15 protein-coding genes are annotated in these 15641 nt (G+C 63.0%); 10 read left to right on the forward strand and 5 right to left on the reverse strand.

Annotated features, from left to right (window positions below):
* Nucleotides 1–77: 77 nt before the first annotated feature.
* Complete coding sequence (locus ACI5KX_RS00150) at nucleotides 78–1361, forward strand: APC family permease (protein WP_406808657.1); 1284 nt, start codon at nucleotides 78–80, stop codon at nucleotides 1359–1361.
* On the opposite strand, the gene ACI5KX_RS00155 is transcribed toward ACI5KX_RS00150, so the two are convergent.
* From ACI5KX_RS00155 to ACI5KX_RS00165, 3 genes are all read right to left on the reverse strand, one after another.
* Nucleotides 1358–2644, reverse strand: coding sequence for an acyl-CoA dehydrogenase family protein (locus tag ACI5KX_RS00155; RefSeq protein WP_406808658.1), 1287 nt, complete (start codon nucleotides 2642–2644; stop codon nucleotides 1358–1360). The genes ACI5KX_RS00150 and ACI5KX_RS00155 overlap by 4 nt on opposite strands.
* A gap of 112 nt (nucleotides 2645–2756) precedes the next feature.
* Nucleotides 2757–4100: a phosphotransferase gene (locus ACI5KX_RS00160; RefSeq protein ID WP_406808659.1), complete on the reverse strand. Its 1344-nt coding sequence runs from the start codon at nucleotides 4098–4100 to the stop codon at nucleotides 2757–2759.
* 4 nt (nucleotides 4101–4104) lie between these two features.
* Entirely contained in the window at nucleotides 4105–5532 is a 1428-nt protein-coding gene (locus ACI5KX_RS00165) for an aldehyde dehydrogenase family protein (protein ID WP_406808660.1), read from the reverse strand.
* Between the two features lie 180 nt (nucleotides 5533–5712).
* Here ACI5KX_RS00165 and ACI5KX_RS00170 point away from each other — a divergent pair, with 180 nt between their 5' ends.
* Nucleotides 5713–6414 (forward strand): glutathione S-transferase family protein, encoded by a 702-nt coding sequence (locus tag ACI5KX_RS00170; protein ID WP_406808661.1) that lies wholly within the window; start codon nucleotides 5713–5715, stop codon nucleotides 6412–6414.
* Nucleotides 6415–6468: 54 nt separating this feature from the next.
* Nucleotides 6469–7335: an S-methyl-5'-thioadenosine phosphorylase gene (gene mtnP / locus ACI5KX_RS00175; RefSeq protein ID WP_406808662.1), complete on the forward strand. Its 867-nt coding sequence runs from the start codon at nucleotides 6469–6471 to the stop codon at nucleotides 7333–7335.
* A gap of 49 nt (nucleotides 7336–7384) precedes the next feature.
* On the opposite strand, the gene ACI5KX_RS00180 is transcribed toward mtnP, so the two are convergent.
* Together ACI5KX_RS00180 and ACI5KX_RS00185 are read right to left on the reverse strand one after the other, a co-directional pair.
* Nucleotides 7385–7894, reverse strand: coding sequence for a hypothetical protein (locus tag ACI5KX_RS00180; RefSeq protein ID WP_406808663.1), 510 nt, complete (start codon nucleotides 7892–7894; stop codon nucleotides 7385–7387).
* A gap of 126 nt (nucleotides 7895–8020) precedes the next feature.
* Nucleotides 8021–8314 (reverse strand): YciI family protein, encoded by a 294-nt coding sequence (locus ACI5KX_RS00185; RefSeq protein WP_406808664.1) that lies wholly within the window; start codon nucleotides 8312–8314, stop codon nucleotides 8021–8023.
* Nucleotides 8315–8477: 163 nt separating this feature from the next.
* Between ACI5KX_RS00185 and putA the strand changes: the two genes are divergently transcribed.
* From putA to ACI5KX_RS00220, 7 genes are all read left to right on the forward strand, one after another.
* Nucleotides 8478–11612, forward strand: coding sequence for a bifunctional proline dehydrogenase/L-glutamate gamma-semialdehyde dehydrogenase PutA (gene putA / locus ACI5KX_RS00190; RefSeq protein WP_406811284.1), 3135 nt, complete (start codon nucleotides 8478–8480; stop codon nucleotides 11610–11612).
* Nucleotides 11613–11638: 26 nt separating this feature from the next.
* Nucleotides 11639–12169, forward strand: coding sequence for a hypothetical protein (locus ACI5KX_RS00195; protein WP_406808665.1), 531 nt, complete (start codon nucleotides 11639–11641; stop codon nucleotides 12167–12169).
* 121 nt (nucleotides 12170–12290) lie between these two features.
* Nucleotides 12291–12542 carry a hypothetical protein gene (locus ACI5KX_RS00200; protein WP_406808666.1) on the forward strand — a complete coding sequence of 84 codons (252 nt, stop codon included), beginning with the start codon at nucleotides 12291–12293 and terminating at the stop codon, nucleotides 12540–12542.
* Nucleotides 12543–12611: 69 nt separating this feature from the next.
* Nucleotides 12612–13166 carry a dCTP deaminase gene (gene dcd, locus ACI5KX_RS00205; RefSeq protein ID WP_406808667.1) on the forward strand — a complete coding sequence of 185 codons (555 nt, stop codon included), beginning with the start codon at nucleotides 12612–12614 and terminating at the stop codon, nucleotides 13164–13166.
* Nucleotides 13167–13418: 252 nt separating this feature from the next.
* Nucleotides 13419–13934 carry a CBS domain-containing protein gene (locus tag ACI5KX_RS00210; RefSeq protein WP_406808668.1) on the forward strand — a complete coding sequence of 172 codons (516 nt, stop codon included), beginning with the start codon at nucleotides 13419–13421 and terminating at the stop codon, nucleotides 13932–13934.
* 76 nt (nucleotides 13935–14010) lie between these two features.
* Nucleotides 14011–14259, forward strand: a complete 249-nt coding sequence (locus ACI5KX_RS00215) for a hypothetical protein (RefSeq protein WP_406808669.1) — start codon at nucleotides 14011–14013, stop codon at nucleotides 14257–14259.
* 140 nt (nucleotides 14260–14399) lie between these two features.
* A complete protein-coding gene (locus tag ACI5KX_RS00220; RefSeq protein WP_406808670.1) occupies nucleotides 14400–15578 on the forward strand; it encodes a saccharopine dehydrogenase family protein in 1179 nt (392 codons plus the stop codon).
* Nucleotides 15579–15641 lie beyond the last annotated feature (63 nt).

Genomic DNA, 15641 nt, shown 5'->3' on the forward strand with positions numbered 1-15641 from the left:
CCCTTTGCTATCCAACGACGAAGGGGCGCGTTCCTGATGGGGGACGGACAATCGGATACGACAAGAAGCCGCCACGCGTGGTGGGTCTAGCGGGCGCAATCGTCATCAATCTCAACGCGGTTGTGGGGTCGGGCATATTTGCCCTGCCTGCCTTGCTGTTTGCAGCGGCAGGGACATTCTCGCCTTTCGCGATCCTGATCTATGCCTGTCTCTACGGAAGCATCATGGCGGTGATCGCCAAGCTTTCGACGATCTTCAGGCAGTCGGGCGGCGCGCAGCTTTATGCTCAGCATGCCTTTGGCCCGGTGGTCGGCTTCCAGGCGGGATGGCTGGCGCTCGCAACCAACATGATCGGGGCTTCAGCCAACTTCCACGTGCTGACATCGTATCTCGCCGCGATCTTCCCGTTTTTCGACGATCCGGTGATCCGGCTTACGACCATCGCCGCGCTGATCGTGTTCTTCACCGCGATCAGCATGAGCGGGACTTCGCGTTCCGTCAGCGCCATCAAGCTCGGCACCGTGCTGAAGCTGAGCCCGCTCGCCCTGCTGTGCATCCTCGGATTCGCGCAAAACGGCGTGCCGACCGATGTGCAATTGCCGGTCTTTTCGGAATTCGAAGCGATTGCCCTGTTGCTGGCGTTTGCATTTTCCGGGGCGGATGTAGCGGTGGCGGCAGCGGGCGAGACAAAGGAACCGCGCAAGACCTTGATGCGGGCGATCTTCATCAACCTTGCCGGCATCGCGATCCTCTATGCCGTCATCATGTGGGCCTATATCGCGATCGCGCCGAACCCGGGCGAGGTCGATGCACCGCTCGCGGCGGCGGGCGAAGCGGTACTCGGCCCGGCGGGAGTGCTGATGATCAGCCTCGCCGCGATCGTCTCGGTAGCGGTGTTCCAGCTCAACGTGTTCGTCGCGATCCCGCGCATCGCCTATGGCATGGCGCGGCGCGGCCTGATGCCGCATCCGCTCGCTTATGTGTCTCCGCGCTTCGAGACCCCGATCGTGGCCATCGGTGCGTATGGGGCAGTGATCGCGCTGCTGGCGCTTTCGGGAGACTTCACATCTCTCGCAACACTCATGGTCGGTGTGGAACAAGTCCTTTTCATATTGAGCATCGCCGCCCTCATCGTGATGTGGTGGCGCAACGATGCCGGGCTAAGGAATTCGATGGATGCCCGCTGGGCGTTGATCGTTCCGGTCGCGATCGGCGTGGCTTTGTGGCTGTTCTCTCTCGTACCGCTGGAGTCACTTAAGGTGATCGCGCTGTTCGTTGCTGTTGGCTTCGTGCTCTATTTCGCTTCGCGCCGAACCGCTGTCGCGCAGGACGGGATCGAATTGCCGGAAGGACGCGCCTAGCCGAACTTCCCCTTCTTGGGCCCGAGATAGCCGAACAGATACGCCGCCACCTTGCGCATCTGGATTTCCTCGCTGCCTTCGGTGATGCGATAGCGGCGGTGGTGGCGATAGATGTGCTCGAACGGCTTGTGCCGCGAATAGCCGATGCCTCCGTGGACCTGCATCGCGCGGTCGGCGGCTTCGCACACCAGCCGGTTCGCCCAGTAATTGCACATCGAGACTTTGTCCGAAATCGTCCGCTCGATTTCCTCGTGCGGCATGTTGTCCATCTCCCACGCGGTCTTGAAGATGAGGAGGCGGAGCATTTCGGCCTGCGTCGCGAGTTCGACCAGGGGGAACTGGATCGCCTGGTTGCGCGACAGCTCCTGACCGAAGGGCTTGCGCTCGCGCGCATACTTCACGCTCTCGTCGATGCAGAACAGCGCCGCGCCGCAGCTTGAGGCGGCCTGACGTATGCGGTTCTGGTGGACGAAGCTCTGCGCCAGCGCGAGCCCGCGCCCTTCGACGCCGAGGATCGCGCTGTCGGGCACCCAGACGTCTTTCACCGAGAGGCGCGGGTGATCCGTGGGCATATTGAAGGTCCACATCCACTCCTCGATTTCGAGGCCGGGCGTGGGATTCGGGACGAGGAAGCAGGTGATCCCGCTCGCATCGCCTGCCTCGCCGCCAGTCCGCGCAAACATCGCGCAGTGCGTGGCGACATGCATGCCGGTGATCCACATCTTCTCGCCATTGATCAGCCAGCCATCGACGCCGTCGCGGGTCTCGCGCACCGCATGGGTTTCCATGTGCGTTGCGTCGGAGCCGTGATGCGGTTCGGTCAGGCCGAAGGCGACGCGGCGCGTCCGCTCGAACCCACCGAGGATGAATTCCTGCTTCTGTTCCTCGGTGCCCCACTGATCGAACATGGCGACGAAGGGGAAGTTGCCGACGATGCTGTGCTCGTTCTGGAGATCGTTGTGGAGGCCGAGGCCTTGCCGAGCGAAATGCTCGCGGATCACCGCCATCCAGAGGTTGGAGCCGTCCTTGCCGCCATATTGCTTCGGCGCGGAGAAGCGCCAGTGTCCGGCGGCATCGGCGCGGCTTGTGGCTTCCTTGAGCAGTTCTTCCCACTCCTCACGCGGGAGGCCACCGGCTTCCCAATTGGTACGCGCGTGCTCGCGCCGGTGGTCGAAGAAGCGGATGTTGTTATCCTGCTGCTCGAGCGGCTTGATCTCGGCGGCGATGAAGGCATCGAGTTCGTCGAGATAGGCCTGCAGGTCGGCGGGAATTGCGAAGTCCATCAGTGTTCTCCGGTCTTCTTGAATCGTATCGAAGAGTCCGCCCGGGTGGGTGCGGAACGCGCCCGCCGTGGGGTGGGCGGGCGCGGGCTTCCTGCCTTCGCAGCAAGCCGGGTCACAGCCAGCGCTCCCGCGCTACAGCAAGGGCCGGGTATTTTGGTGAGTCCACCTCAATCAATTGCAAAGCATAGGATCTAAGGTGAACCAGCAATTCCTTGGTCGCCAAGGTTCGGAAGCCGCCGAGTATTTCATTCGCCAGCTCCTCTTGATCGGCACCAAATCGAATGGTGCGGTGTTCTCTCTCGATGATACCCAGGGCATTCCTTGCGACTGCCAATTGAAAGCGGTCATGCCCTTCCATGCGGCCTTTGATTGTGACGAGCCATTCTGAGATCGCCATTGCGATTTCGCCCACGTTCGCCTCTCCCGACCAATCCTCGCTCAAATCCCAATAGTTCAAAACTTCGCGTTTCTTCTCACGCTTCGGCGCATCCTCCTCCAGCAGCATCAGCAAGTCCAGCTCCTGCTCGCTCGTCCGGCGCGAGATTACCACGCGTTCGAGCATCCGGTCCTCGCCGCTGCGCCAGATCTTCGCCATCTTGAGGCAGCCCAGCGCCCACCACACGGTGCGGTGGATCAGCCAGTAGCGGAACCGCTCACGGTCGACCGTGACACCCGCCTCGGCTTCGTAGGCGGCGAAATAGTCCTCGAGGCTCCCCAGCCCCAATGCTGGCCTGTCATATCGGTGGAAGCGCCACACCGCCATACAGCCGAACGCCAGGTCCTCGTGCCGGTCGCCGAAATGCGCCAGTTCCCAGTCGAGCACGCCGGTGAGGCGCGAGTCCTCGGCGAGGAGGTTTCCCATCCGATAATCGCCGTGGATCAGCACCGGATCGACCGGATCGGGACAATTGTCCTCCATCCACTTGAGGCCGAGCGCGATGATCGGACGGTCGCCGCCCGCTTCCTCGAACTGCGCTTTGAGGTCGGCGATGGCCGCGCGATAGTCCATCACCGGCACCGCATCGGGCACATCGCCCAGGGTCAGCGAATGGATCCGCGCCAGGTCGCGCGCGGCCTCGCGCAGCATGGCGTCGGGGTTCTCCATTTCGAGGATCAACTTGGGGTTCGGCGTCCCCGGCAGCGCGCGCATGACGAAGCCCGAACCGATTCCCTCCTCCGATTCGAGAACCGCCACCACTTCGGGCGCGGTCACGCCTGCCGCCCGTGCGGCCTCGATCACCGCGGCCTCGACATCGTGCCCGAACGGGCGATCCCGCATGAATTCGAGGCTCGGCGCGCGGCGCAGCACCAAATCATTCTCGCCACACGAAAACCGCCAGCTTTCCATCGTCGCGCCACCGGTGAGGCGCGTCAGTCCCGAAGGTGACGAAAGGCCGGCTCGGGTGCAGACCCGCGCCAGCCCTTCGATCAGTTCATCGGCAGAAAGGTCGCCCACTTGCCTAAGCGGGCACGTTGTCCTTCTTGACGGTGATCACCTGCGGATAGGTGAACTCCTTGAGGCCATCGAGACCGTACTCGGCGCCGAAGCCAGACTGCTTGTGACCGCCGAACGGCGCGAAGGGCGAGAGGTGCAGAAATTCGTTGACCCACACCGTGCCGGTTTCGAGCTGTTCGGCAATCTCGACGCCCTTGTCCGGGTTCGCGGTCCACACCGCGCCCGCAAGACCGTATTCGGAATTGTTGGCGCGCTGGATTGCCTCTTCTTCGGACGAGAATTTCATCAGCGGCATGACCGGGCCGAACTGTTCCTCGGCCACGATCCGCGCGTCTTCGGGCGGATTGTCGAGGATGGTCAGCGGCACGAAATAGCCGGTTCCGCTCGGATCGGTGTCGCCGCCGAGCAGGAACTTGTAGCCGTTGTCCTTCGCGTCCTGGATCAGCTCGAGCACACGGTCGTACTGCTTCTTGTTCTGGATCGGACCGACGCCGGTGCCCTGCTCCGCCCCGTCGCCGACGACGACGTTCTTCGCATAGTCTGCGATCGCCTGGCTCAGCTCGTCATAGATATCCTCGTGGATATAGATGCGCTTGGCGGCGATGCAGATCTGGCCCGCATTGGAAAAGCTCGACCAGAACAGCTGTTCGGCGACCTTCTTGGGGTCGGCATCGGGCATCACGATCGAAGCGTCGTTGCCGCCGAGTTCGAGCGTGATCCGCTTGAGATCGCCACTCGCGCCTTCCATGATCTTCTTGCCGGTAGCGGTCGAGCCGGTGAAGGTGATCTTGTCGATATCGGGATGCTCGGTGATCAGCGGGCCGAGCGAGTCCTCGCCTGTGATGATGTTGACCGTCCCGGCCGGAACCTTGTCGGCGATCAGCTCGGCGATACGCAGCGTCGTCAGCGGCGTGAAGGGCGAAGGCTTTAGCACGATCGTGCAGCCGCTCATCAGCGCGGGAATGATCTTCTGCACCGCCATCATCACCGGGAAGTTCCAGGGCACGATCCCGCCGACCACGCCGACCGGAACGCGGCGGGTGCGCGACAGGCGCTGATCGCTGTCTTCGTTGATGACATCCTCCAGCTTCAGCGTCGCCTGTGCTGCCGACATGCCGGCCGCACCGTAAATCTCGCCCTTGGCCTGTTCGTGCGGCTTGCCCTGCTCGCTGGTGAGCAGGCGGTAAAGTTCCTCGGCGTTTTCCTTGATCGCGCCCGAAATCGCCATGCAGGCGGCCTGGCGTTCTTCGAAAGACGTCTTCTTCCACGTCTTGAACGCGGCGCGCGCGGCGGCGACCGCCTTGTCGAGCTCGTCCTTGCCGCAGGCCGGGACCTGGCCGATGACCTTTTCGTTCGCGGGGTTGACGACGTCGAGCCACTCACCGGTGTCGACCATCTCGCCATTGATCAGGTTCTTGTACTGGGTGACCATGATTGTTCCTCTCTCGAATTGCGTGTGCGGGGATTTCTCTCGCCCTTGAAGGTGGACCTTCGCGCGCGAAAATCAATCATCAATGCTGCCAGCCGTCCTAGGCTTCGAACGCAATCCTATCGCCTATCAGTTGCGCTATGCAACCGGAAGACTATGCAAGGGCGAAAGAGGAGAAGCGCAATGACCGACACCCCCGACCTCGTCATCTACGGCAGCCCCGTATCGCCTTTCGTCCGCAAGGCAGCCGCCGTCTGCATCGAGAAGGACGTCGCGTTCGAGATCGAGGCGGTCAACGTGTTCGATCCGCCGCAATGGTTTCGCGACATCTCGCCCGCCAAGCGCATCCCGGTGCTGCGCGATCGCTCGATCGCCGAGGAAGGCATCGCGGGCACCATTGCCGACAGCTCGGCCATCTGCGCCTATATCGAGAAGAAGCATCCCTCGCCCGCGCTCTATCCGGACCAGCCCTTCGCGCATGGCAGGGCGCTGTTCATCGAGGAATTTGCCGACACCAATCTCGCGGCGACAGGCGGGCTCGGCATCTTCCGTCCGATCTTCTTCTCCGTGACGCAGGGCAAGGAGCCGGACGTCGCCAAGGCGCGCGAAACCTGGGCCGAAGGCTTGCCGCCGATCCTGTCCTATCTCGATAGCGCGCTAGGCGAGGAGGAATTCTACGCCGGCGGCGCGCTCTCGATCGCCGACATAACGGTCGCCTGCGTGCTGATGCAGATCGCGCTTGTCGCGGAGATGCCGCTCAATGCCTATCCGGCGCTGGGCAGCCATTACGAGCGCATGCGCGAGCGGCCTTCGATCGCCGAGCCCTTCGCCAAGGCGGACCGCTTTATCCGCAAGGCCTTGCCCGAGCGCTTCAATCTAACTTAAGGCGCTGTCGCTAAACGCCACGAAACACTGCGGGCGGCAGACAGGGACATGTGAATGGCCAGCGAATGGTGCATCGGGATCATCGGCGGATCGGGGCTCTATAATATCGAGGGCCTCGAGGACGAGCAGTGGATCGCGATCGAAACCCCGTGGGGCGATCCGTCGGACGAGATCCTGTGCGGGCGGATCGGCGATGTGAAGGTGCGGTTCCTGCCGCGCCATGGACGCGGGCACCCTATCAGCCCGACCGAACTCAACAGCCGCGCCAATATCGATGCGCTCAAACGCGCAGGCTGCACCGATATCCTCGCGATCTCGGCGGTCGGGTCCCTGCGCGAGGAAATCGAGCCGGGGCGCTTTGCGATCATCGAGCAATTCATCGACATGACGAAGCGGCGCGAATCGACCTTTTTCACCAGCGGCTTTGTCACCCATGTCTCGATGGCCGATCCGGTGTGCGAGCGACTATCCGATCTTGCAGCCAAGGCGATCTCGGCGGCCAAGGGCAAGGTCGCGGTCGGCGCGACCTATCTCGCGATGGAAGGCCCGCAATTCTCGACTCGCGCCGAAAGCCGCCTGTATCGCCAATGGGGCGCCGATGTGATCGGCATGACCGCAATGCCGGAGGCCAAGCTCGCTCGCGAGGCCGAGCTGCCCTACGCCCTGATCGGAATGAGCACCGACTATGATTGCTGGCGCGAAGGCGAGGCGGTCGATGTCGCGCAGGTGATCGAACAGATGCAGGTTAACGGTGCGCTGGCGCGCGACATGGTGGTGAAGCTGATCGAGAGCCTGCCCAAGAAGCGCAAGCCCTCCCCGATCGACACCGCGCTCGACGACGCGGTGATCACTGCGCCCGACGAACACGATCCGGCGGTGATGGCAAAGCTCGATGCGGTGGCGGGGCGGCTGTTCGGTTGATCAGGCAAGCGGCCTCGCGCCGATTTCCATCGAAAGCGAAGACGCGGCGTCAGCGGTTGGTCGAGAGTAGCGGCCACTTGGCACTCGCCAGTTCGCCCAGCCCTTCGGCTAGCGATGGATGCTCGCGTTCCAGCTTCTTGAGCGCCCGCGCGTATTGGGAGCGTGCGTAGTTCACGGTCGCCACGCTGTCCTGGAACAGCTCCTTGCGCCGCTCGATCGGCAAGGCTTCGGAACGGTCGGCCAATGTGGCGGCTTCCATCCGTGCATAATGGAGGTAGGCCCGTGCGTTCTCGAGATCGCCTTCGTCTTTGACCGCATCGAGCTTGCTCGTCAGCCGCGTAAGCAGCTTGAAATAGACATCGCCCATCTCCGTTTCCGGGACCTCGCTCGCGCGCGGCAAATCCGCGAAGAATTCCTCGGCGACGCGCGTGTCTATCTGGTCGCTTGCCGCAACGGGCTGGTCGCCCCCGGCGGCGGCCGCGTCGTTTTCTGTGGTTTCACTTCCGCAGCCAGCAAGCAGTGTTGCTCCTGCGATGACAACCAAATGACCTTTGAACATTTCGCTCTCCCCCGCTTTCAATCATGAGCGTGGCAACGGGGTATAGGCGAGGCTTGGGCCCGAGTATTGTAAGTCTGCGCCGACCAACGTGAACGGGTGGCACCGGAGCGGCATCGGCGGTCGGGCCTACCCCTCTTTCCACCGCCCCTTGACCGGCTCGAACCGGTCGACGCGGATCGATTGCCACACGCCGCCCACCAGATACGGATCGTCGTTCACCGTCGCGCGCGCGGCGGCTTCGTCGTCGGCTTCGATGATCAGCAGCGATCCGACGTGCTCGCCCTTTGCGTTCAGGAGCGGTCCGGCGGCGAGATAGTTCTCGTCATGCTCGGCCATCCATTCGCGCTGCGCCTCGAGGTGGATCGCTCGCAGCGTCTCGCTGTTTTCGCCATCGCGGCAGTAAAAGCAGAACAGGGCCATGCACCGGTCACTACCCAGCGGCCGGGGTGCGATCAAGCAGCCAATCGCTGGCCCAATACCCTCTGGATCGCCGACTTTCCTTGAAGTCGGAGCCGCGCGGGTCCAAGTCCATGGGGAATTTCGACTCGCCAGCAAAGGAAAGCGAAGACACCACGTGACCACAATGAGCCTGCCAGAGAACTCCGCCCATTTCCTCGACCGTACCGAACTGCGCCGCGCCTATCGCGCGGAAGAGGAGGCGTGCATTGCGGAGCGGCTCGAACAGGCTGCGCCGGCGCGTAAGGTGAGCACCGCTGCGGCGGACCTGGCAATCGACATCATCAACGGCGCGCGCTCGCACAAGGCCAGCGGGATCGACGCGTTTCTGCAGCAATACGGGCTCGACACCGATGAGGGCATCGCGCTGATGTGCCTCGCCGAAGCCTTGCTGCGCGTGCCCGACGAAGACACCGCAGACGCGCTGATCCGCGACAAGATCGGCGAGATCGACTGGGGCGAGCACCTCGGCGAAAGCACATCGACTTTCGTCAACGCCGCAACCTTTTCGCTGATGCTCACGGGCGAGGTGCTGGAGCGCCCCGAGGACCACCAGAAGGGCATGCGCCGCGCGCTGAAGGGCACGATGAACCGGCTGGGCGAGCCGGTGATCCGCAAGGCGACACTGCAGGCGATGCGCATCCTTGGCGGCCAGTTCGTGTTCGGTCGCACGATCGGCGAGGCGTTGAAACGCGCCAAGCCCGAACGCGCGAAGGGCCTCACCCACTCGTTCGACATGCTGGGCGAAGCGGCGATGACCTTTGCCGATGCAAAGCGTTATGCCGATGCGTACGAAGGTGCGATCGACCGGCTGGCCGATGAAGCGCAGGGCGGGATCGGGCCGTCGCCCGGCATTTCTGTGAAGCTTTCGGCGCTGCATCCGAAATACACCTATCTCCACGCCGAAGAAGCGCGGCACGATATCGTGCCGATCGTCAAGCGGCTGGCGATGAAGGCGCGCGATGCGAACATCCACTTTACGCTCGACGCGGAGGAAGCCGAACGGCTCGAGGTCTCGCTCGACATCATCGAGACGCTGGTCGGCGACGACGAGCTGTTTACCCGCGAAGACGGATCGCGCTGGGACGGGTTCGGACTGGCGATCCAGGCGTACCAGAAACGCGGCCTGCCGCTGTGCGACTGGGCCGCCAAGCTGGCGCGCCGGCACAACCGCAAGCTCTTCGTCCGACTGGTCAAAGGCGCTTACTGGGACAGCGAGATCAAGATCAGCCAGGTCGGCGGCTATACCGATTACCCGGTCTTCACCCGCAAGATCGCGACCGATGTGTCCTACCTCGCCTGCGCGGCGCGGCTGTTCGAACACGACGACGTAATCCATCCCGCCTTCGCCACCCACAACGCCTACACCGTCGCGGTGGTGAAGGAGATGGCGCAAGGGCGACCGTTCGAATTCCAGCGCTTGCACGGCATGGGCGAAGAAGTGTTCGATGCGCTGCGCAAGCTCGAGGGCAACGATCCGACCCCGGTGCGGATCTATGCACCGGTCGGCGGCCACAAGGAGCTGCTCGCCTATCTGGTCCGCCGCCTGCTCGAAAACGGTGCCAACACCAGCTTCGTCAACCGCATGGGCGATGCCGACATTCCGGCCGAAGACCTTGTGGGCGACCCGGTAGAGGAACTCGCCGCGCTGGAACCGCGCCGTAACCCCTCGATCCCGCTGCCCAAAGACATCCTGGGTGAGCGGGTCAACAGCGCCGGAGTCGATCTCTCCGATCCGCTGATGCTCGCAGGATTGCAGGCGCGGCTGGCCGAGCTCGCCAAGATCGACTGGCACGCAGGCCCGACCTTCCCGGCGGAGACTGCGGGCGAAACCGCGCCGATCACCATGCCGCACGACCTTTCGGTCAAAGTCGGCACGCGCCGCGACGCGACGGCGGAAGAGGTCGACGCCGCCTTTGCCCGCGCGGTCATGATCCAGCCCGGCTGGGACGCGCTCGGCGGCGAAAGACGCGCTCTGCTGCTCGAAGAAGCCGCCAACCTGTTCGAAGAGCATACCGAGGAATTCCTATCGCTGTGCCAGCGCGAGGCCGGCAAGACCCTGCTCGATGGTGTCGCCGAAGTACGCGAAGCGGTCGATTTCCTCCGCTATTACGCGCAGGAAGCCCGTCGCCAGTTCGGCGGGCCGATCCAGCTTCCCGGACCGACCGGTGAAGACAACACCTTGCGGATGCACGGTCGCGGCGTCTTCGCGACGATCTCCCCGTGGAACTTCCCGCTTGCGATCTTTACCGGCATGGCCTCCGCCGCGCTCGCTGCGGGCAATGCGGTGGTCACCAAACCGGCCGAGCAGACCCCGCTGATCGCGGCACTCGCGGTAAAGCTGATGCACGAGGCCGGAATCCCGCCCGAGGCGCTGCAACTGCTGCCCGGCGCGGGCGAGGTCGGCCAGCTCATCACTTCCGATCCGCGGCTTGCAGGCGTCGCCTTCACCGGTTCGACCGAGACCGCGCAGATCATCAACCGCACCCTCGCCGGACGAGACGGTCCGATCGCCACGCTGATCGCCGAGACCGGCGGCCAGAACGCGATGATCGTCGATTCTAGCGCATTGCCCGAACAGGTGGTGCGCGACGTGCTGGCCAGCGCATTCCAGTCGGCGGGCCAGCGCTGCTCGGCGTTGCGCGTGCTTTACCTGCAGGACGATGTCGCCGACGAAATGCTCGAAATGATCCGCGGGGGGTTCGAGGCGCTGCACGTAGGCGACCCCGCAATCCTCTCGACCGATGTCGGCCCTGTGATCGATCCCGACGCGCAGGCCGCGCTCGAACGCCACGTCGCGCGCTCCGACGCTTCGGGCCGCCCGCTCACCCGCTGCTTCATTCCCGAAGAGACCCGCAAGGGCTGTTTCGTCGCGCCGACCATTATCGAAGTGGATTCGATCCTCGATCTCAACCGCGAGAATTTCGGCCCCGTGCTGCATGTCGCGCGCTTCGATGCCGACGATCTCGGCAAGGTGGTCGAGGACATCAACGCCACCGGATACGGGCTGACGCTCGGCCTCCACAGCCGCATCGCCGCCACCCGCCGCTTCGTTCAGGCGCGCGCACGGGTGGGCAACTTCTACGTCAACCGCAACCAGATCGGTGCGATCGTCGAAAGCCAGCCGTTCGGCGGCGAAGGTCTTTCGGGTACCGGCCCCAAGGCGGGCGGACCCAACTACCTCGCGCGCTTCGCGACCGAGCGGGTGACCTGCATCGACACGACCGCAGCGGGCGGCAATGCAAGCCTGCTTGCAAGCTGATGCAATAGCGCGATAATCAGCGGCCCATGCCCCGATTCATCGTCAAGCTGTTCGTCCTCGTCGCGCTCGTGTGGAGCGGGCCCGCGCTCGCCGCGGTCGAGATCCACTTCCACAGCTTCAACGGCTCGGTGCTGTTCGGGCGCTACCCGCACACCTTCATCGTGCTTGAGGGGACGCTCGACGAGACCGGCGAGGTCATCAACGAGAATTACGGTTTCACCGCGAAAAAGGTGTCGCCCGCGATCCTCAGCGGCCCGGTCTATCACGACATCAGCGTGGAGAAGCCGAAATACCTCAAGAGCACCAACCGGCATTTTTCGCTGACGATCACCGACGACCAGTACCGCCAGATCGTCGCCGAGATGAAAAAGTGGCGCGACGCGCCGGGTAAATATTACATCCTCGACGAGCGCAACTGCATCCACTTCGTCGGCGCGATGGCGCAGATCGTCGGGCTGAAAGTCGAATATCCCGACGACATGCTGCGCCGCCCGAAGAAGTGGCTCAACCACATCACCGCGCTCAACCCGCAGCTGGGCGCGAAGCAAATCAAGTGACGATCCTGCGCCGCAATGACGGCTCGGCAAGGCGAAATTAACACTTAGCCGAAATCAATTGATCAGATCGGACCGCGTATTCCCCCTCGCGAAACACCAACCGCAGGGCCACGAGGATCGCTTGTCCAAGGTAACCTTATCCGTTTTTTGTATTGCCATCGCGCTGATCGTCCTTGCGACGGCATTCGGCATGGTGCCCTTCACCACCGGCATCAGCGGCGCGCTTTTCGTCGCGGGGCTGGTCTATGCCTACATCGTCGCCAAGCGCGAAGTGACGCTGTTATCCTACGCAGTGAAGAAGCGCGATGCGGACAAATGGGGCAGCGATGCGCCGGCGTCCCCCGAGGACGGCGGCATCGAAGCACGGCTTTGAGGCAAGACTCCTTCGGATAAATCCGCCCCGCAGCTTGCCGCCCTTCGCACAATCGGGAATCACTCGCTGATGGCGATTCTTTCCGACAAGTGGATACGCGAGCAGGCGCAGCAGCACGGCATGATCGAGCCGTTCGTCGAAGCGCAGCGGCGCGAAGGCGTAATCAGCTACGGCCTTTCGTCCTACGGCTATGACGCGCGGGTCGCGCCCGAGTTCAAGATCTTCACGAATGTCGACAGCGCGGTTGTCGACCCCAAGGATTTCGCCGCGAACAGCTTCGTCGATCGCGAGACCGATGTCTGCGTGATCCCGCCCAATTCCTTCGCGCTCGCCCGCACGGTCGAATATTTCCGCGTGCCTGAAGACGTGCTGGTGATCTGCCTTGGCAAGAGCACCTATGCGCGCTGCGGGATCATCGTGAACGTGACGCCGCTGGAGCCGGGCTGGGAAGGCCACGTCACGCTCGAATTCTCCAACACCACGCCGCTGCCCGCGAAAATCTACGCCAACGAAGGCGCATGCCAGTTCCTGTTCCTCAAAGGCAACGAACGGTGCGAAACCAGCTACAAGGACCGCGCCGGCAAATATATGGGCCAAAAGGGCGTAACGCTGCCGCGGTTGTAGAGCCTCTCGATGTGAAATCGGCCGGCGAGCCGGCAATCGAACCTCGGCAAGGCAATCTGCGTTCATCGATCCGTGCGGTTCCGGCTTAGGATCGGCGGGGCACGCGGCGGCTCTTTGGAAACAATAACAGCTTGAGCCGTTGACCCAGCGCAAACGTAGGGAAGCAGGCAGCGAGCGCATCCAGCGCTATCGCAGGCGCACCATCGCCTCGGGTCAGCGCCGCTTCCCCAAACTCTATGGGGACATCCTGGAATGAAAATCAGCGATCGCAAGGAATTCGGACAAAAGCCCAAGCCTTTGACGTGTTCGCCCGGGACGACCGTCTTCGATGCGGTCAAACCGATGGCGGCCAACAATTACGGTTCGATCATCGTCGTCAATGACCAGCATGAAGTTATCGGCATGATGACGGAACGCGACATTTTTCGCCGCCTGATCGCGGAGGATCTCGATCCCAAGAAGACGAAGGTCGAGGATATCATGACAACGTCGGTCAGGACCGCAAGGGCCGACGATGAACTGGTCGATTGGCTGCGGCTGATGTCGAACGAGCGCTTCCGGCGGCTGCCCATCGTCGATGAAGGCGGCAAGCTGATCGCCGTGATGTCGCAGGGCGACTTCGTATCCTACACCTGGCCCGAGCTGCTGGCGCGATTCCAGGAGCTTGCCCAGGCCAGCCTGCCTGAGCGGATCAACCCTGCCTTCATCCTTATCAGCATTCTGATCTACACCGCCGCCATCGTCTTCACGGTCGTCAGCCTCACCTAGATCATGCGAGTGGGGAACCGACATTGCGGTTGGAACGCAGCTTTCCGCGCTGTAGCGAACAAACCGGCATGACGTGATGACCCGGCAGCGCTGGGGCGAACAGGTCGCCGGGATCTCGGGCACGAACGGGATCGAAGCGCGCTGTCCGGCGGCGCTCGGCCACCAGCTGTTTTCCTACTTCGCCGCAGCCTGCCATTATTCCCGCATGATGATGGCGGACCTCACCCTGATCGCACTTTCTTTTTCGATCCGGCGAAGTGTCAACTTCGGTTTTCCCGTGCAAGCCATTATTCTCAAATGGGAAATTCTGGATTCTCGAGAGTGACACCCTGTCAACTTCGTCACCTTCGCGTCGATCGACATGGTCTCGCCGGATCAGCCTGTGCTGGCATCTCCCGTCGAAATGCTTAACTGAAACTATTGAGATTCCAGCTTCCGCTGGAATGAAGAGCTGGAGAGAACCCCATGCCTGACACCCGCGAATTCGACATCATCATCTTCGGCGCCACCGGATACACCGGACGTCTGGTCGCCGAATATCTCGATCAGCACTATGGCAATGGCAAGGACGGCCCCAAGTGGGCGATGGCCGGGCGGAGCATGGACAAGCTCGAGGCGGTACGCGACGAAATCGGCGCGCCGAAGGATACGCCGCTTATCGTCGCCAATGCCGACGATCCCGCCGACCTCGAAGCCATGTGCAACCGCACCAAGGTCGTTCTGAGCACGGTCGGCCCGTACCAGCTCTATGGCGACAATCTCGTCGCCGCCTGCGTCAAGACCGGCACCGACTATGCCGATCTGTGCGGCGAGCCGGCGTGGATGGCGGAGAAGATCGCCGAGCACGAAGAGAACGCGAAGACATCGGGCGCGCGGATCTGCTTCTCGAGCGGGTTCGATTCGATCCCCTTCGATCTCGGGGTGATGATGGCGCAGAAGGTGGCGAAGGAGCGCTATGGCAAGCCCGCGCCGCGCATCCGGGGCCGCGTGCGCGCGATGGCGGGGACCTTCTCGGGCGGGACCGCCGCGAGCCTCGGCGCGACGATGAAAGCCGCCGCGAAGAACCCCAAGATCATCAACGTGCTGCGTGATCCCTTTGCGCTCGCACCGGGCTTCGACGGGCCCGACCAGCCCTCGGGCATGGTCCCGAAATACGAGAAGGACGTCGACAAATGGGCCGCGCCTTTCGTGATGGCGCCGATCAACACCAAGAACGTACACCGCACCAACTTCCTGCTCGGCCATCCTTATGGCGAGGACTTCGTCTATGACGAGATGATGCTCACCAGCCCGGGCGAAGCGGGCAAGAAAATGGCCGAAGCCGCCGCCGAGATGATGAAGAATCCGTTCGGCGCGAAGCCCCCTAAGCCCGGCGAAGGCCCGACCAAGGAGCAGCGCGAGAACGGGTTTTACGACGTGCTGTTCGTCGCCGAGATGGGCGACGGGGAATCGTTCCGTTACGGCGTGAAGGGCAAGTACGATCCGGGTTACGGATCGACCAGCCGGATGCTCGCCGAAACCGGAATCGCGCTGGCGAACAGCGACGGGCCAGGCGGGATCGGAACGCCGGGTTCGTTCCTCGGTGAAGACCTCGTGGAGCGTCTCGAGGAACACGCGGAGATCAGCTTCGCGGCGGAGAGCTGAACGCGCACTCGATAAAGAAGGGCGGGGCCGGCGCCAGCCAGTCCCGCCCTTCCCGGAGAGAAC

The sequence above is a fragment of the Erythrobacter sp. GH1-10 genome, assembly GCF_045363165.1.
GTDB lineage: Bacteria > Pseudomonadota > Alphaproteobacteria > Sphingomonadales > Sphingomonadaceae > Erythrobacter.

Coding starts and splice junctions, on each gene's coding strand:
- mtnP (WP_406808662.1), top strand. CDS start 6,469: ATGGCCAGCGAATGGTGCATCGGGATCATCGGCGGATCGGGGCTCTAT.
- putA (WP_406811284.1), top strand. CDS start 8,478: ATGAGCCTGCCAGAGAACTCCGCCCATTTCCTCGACCGTACCGAACTG.
- dcd (WP_406808667.1), top strand. CDS start 12,612: ATGGCGATTCTTTCCGACAAGTGGATACGCGAGCAGGCGCAGCAGCAC.
- ACI5KX_RS00195 (WP_406808665.1), top strand. CDS start 11,639: ATGCCCCGATTCATCGTCAAGCTGTTCGTCCTCGTCGCGCTCGTGTGG.
- ACI5KX_RS00210 (WP_406808668.1), top strand. CDS start 13,419: ATGAAAATCAGCGATCGCAAGGAATTCGGACAAAAGCCCAAGCCTTTG.
- ACI5KX_RS00185 (WP_406808664.1), bottom strand. CDS start 8,314: ATGGCCCTGTTCTGCTTTTACTGCCGCGATGGCGAAAACAGCGAGACG.
- ACI5KX_RS00155 (WP_406808658.1), bottom strand. CDS start 2,644: ATGGACTTCGCAATTCCCGCCGACCTGCAGGCCTATCTCGACGAACTC.
- ACI5KX_RS00165 (WP_406808660.1), bottom strand. CDS start 5,532: ATGGTCACCCAGTACAAGAACCTGATCAATGGCGAGATGGTCGACACC.
- ACI5KX_RS00170 (WP_406808661.1), top strand. CDS start 5,713: ATGACCGACACCCCCGACCTCGTCATCTACGGCAGCCCCGTATCGCCT.
- ACI5KX_RS00215 (WP_406808669.1), top strand. CDS start 14,011: ATGACCCGGCAGCGCTGGGGCGAACAGGTCGCCGGGATCTCGGGCACG.
- ACI5KX_RS00220 (WP_406808670.1), top strand. CDS start 14,400: ATGCCTGACACCCGCGAATTCGACATCATCATCTTCGGCGCCACCGGA.
- ACI5KX_RS00180 (WP_406808663.1), bottom strand. CDS start 7,894: ATGTTCAAAGGTCATTTGGTTGTCATCGCAGGAGCAACACTGCTTGCT.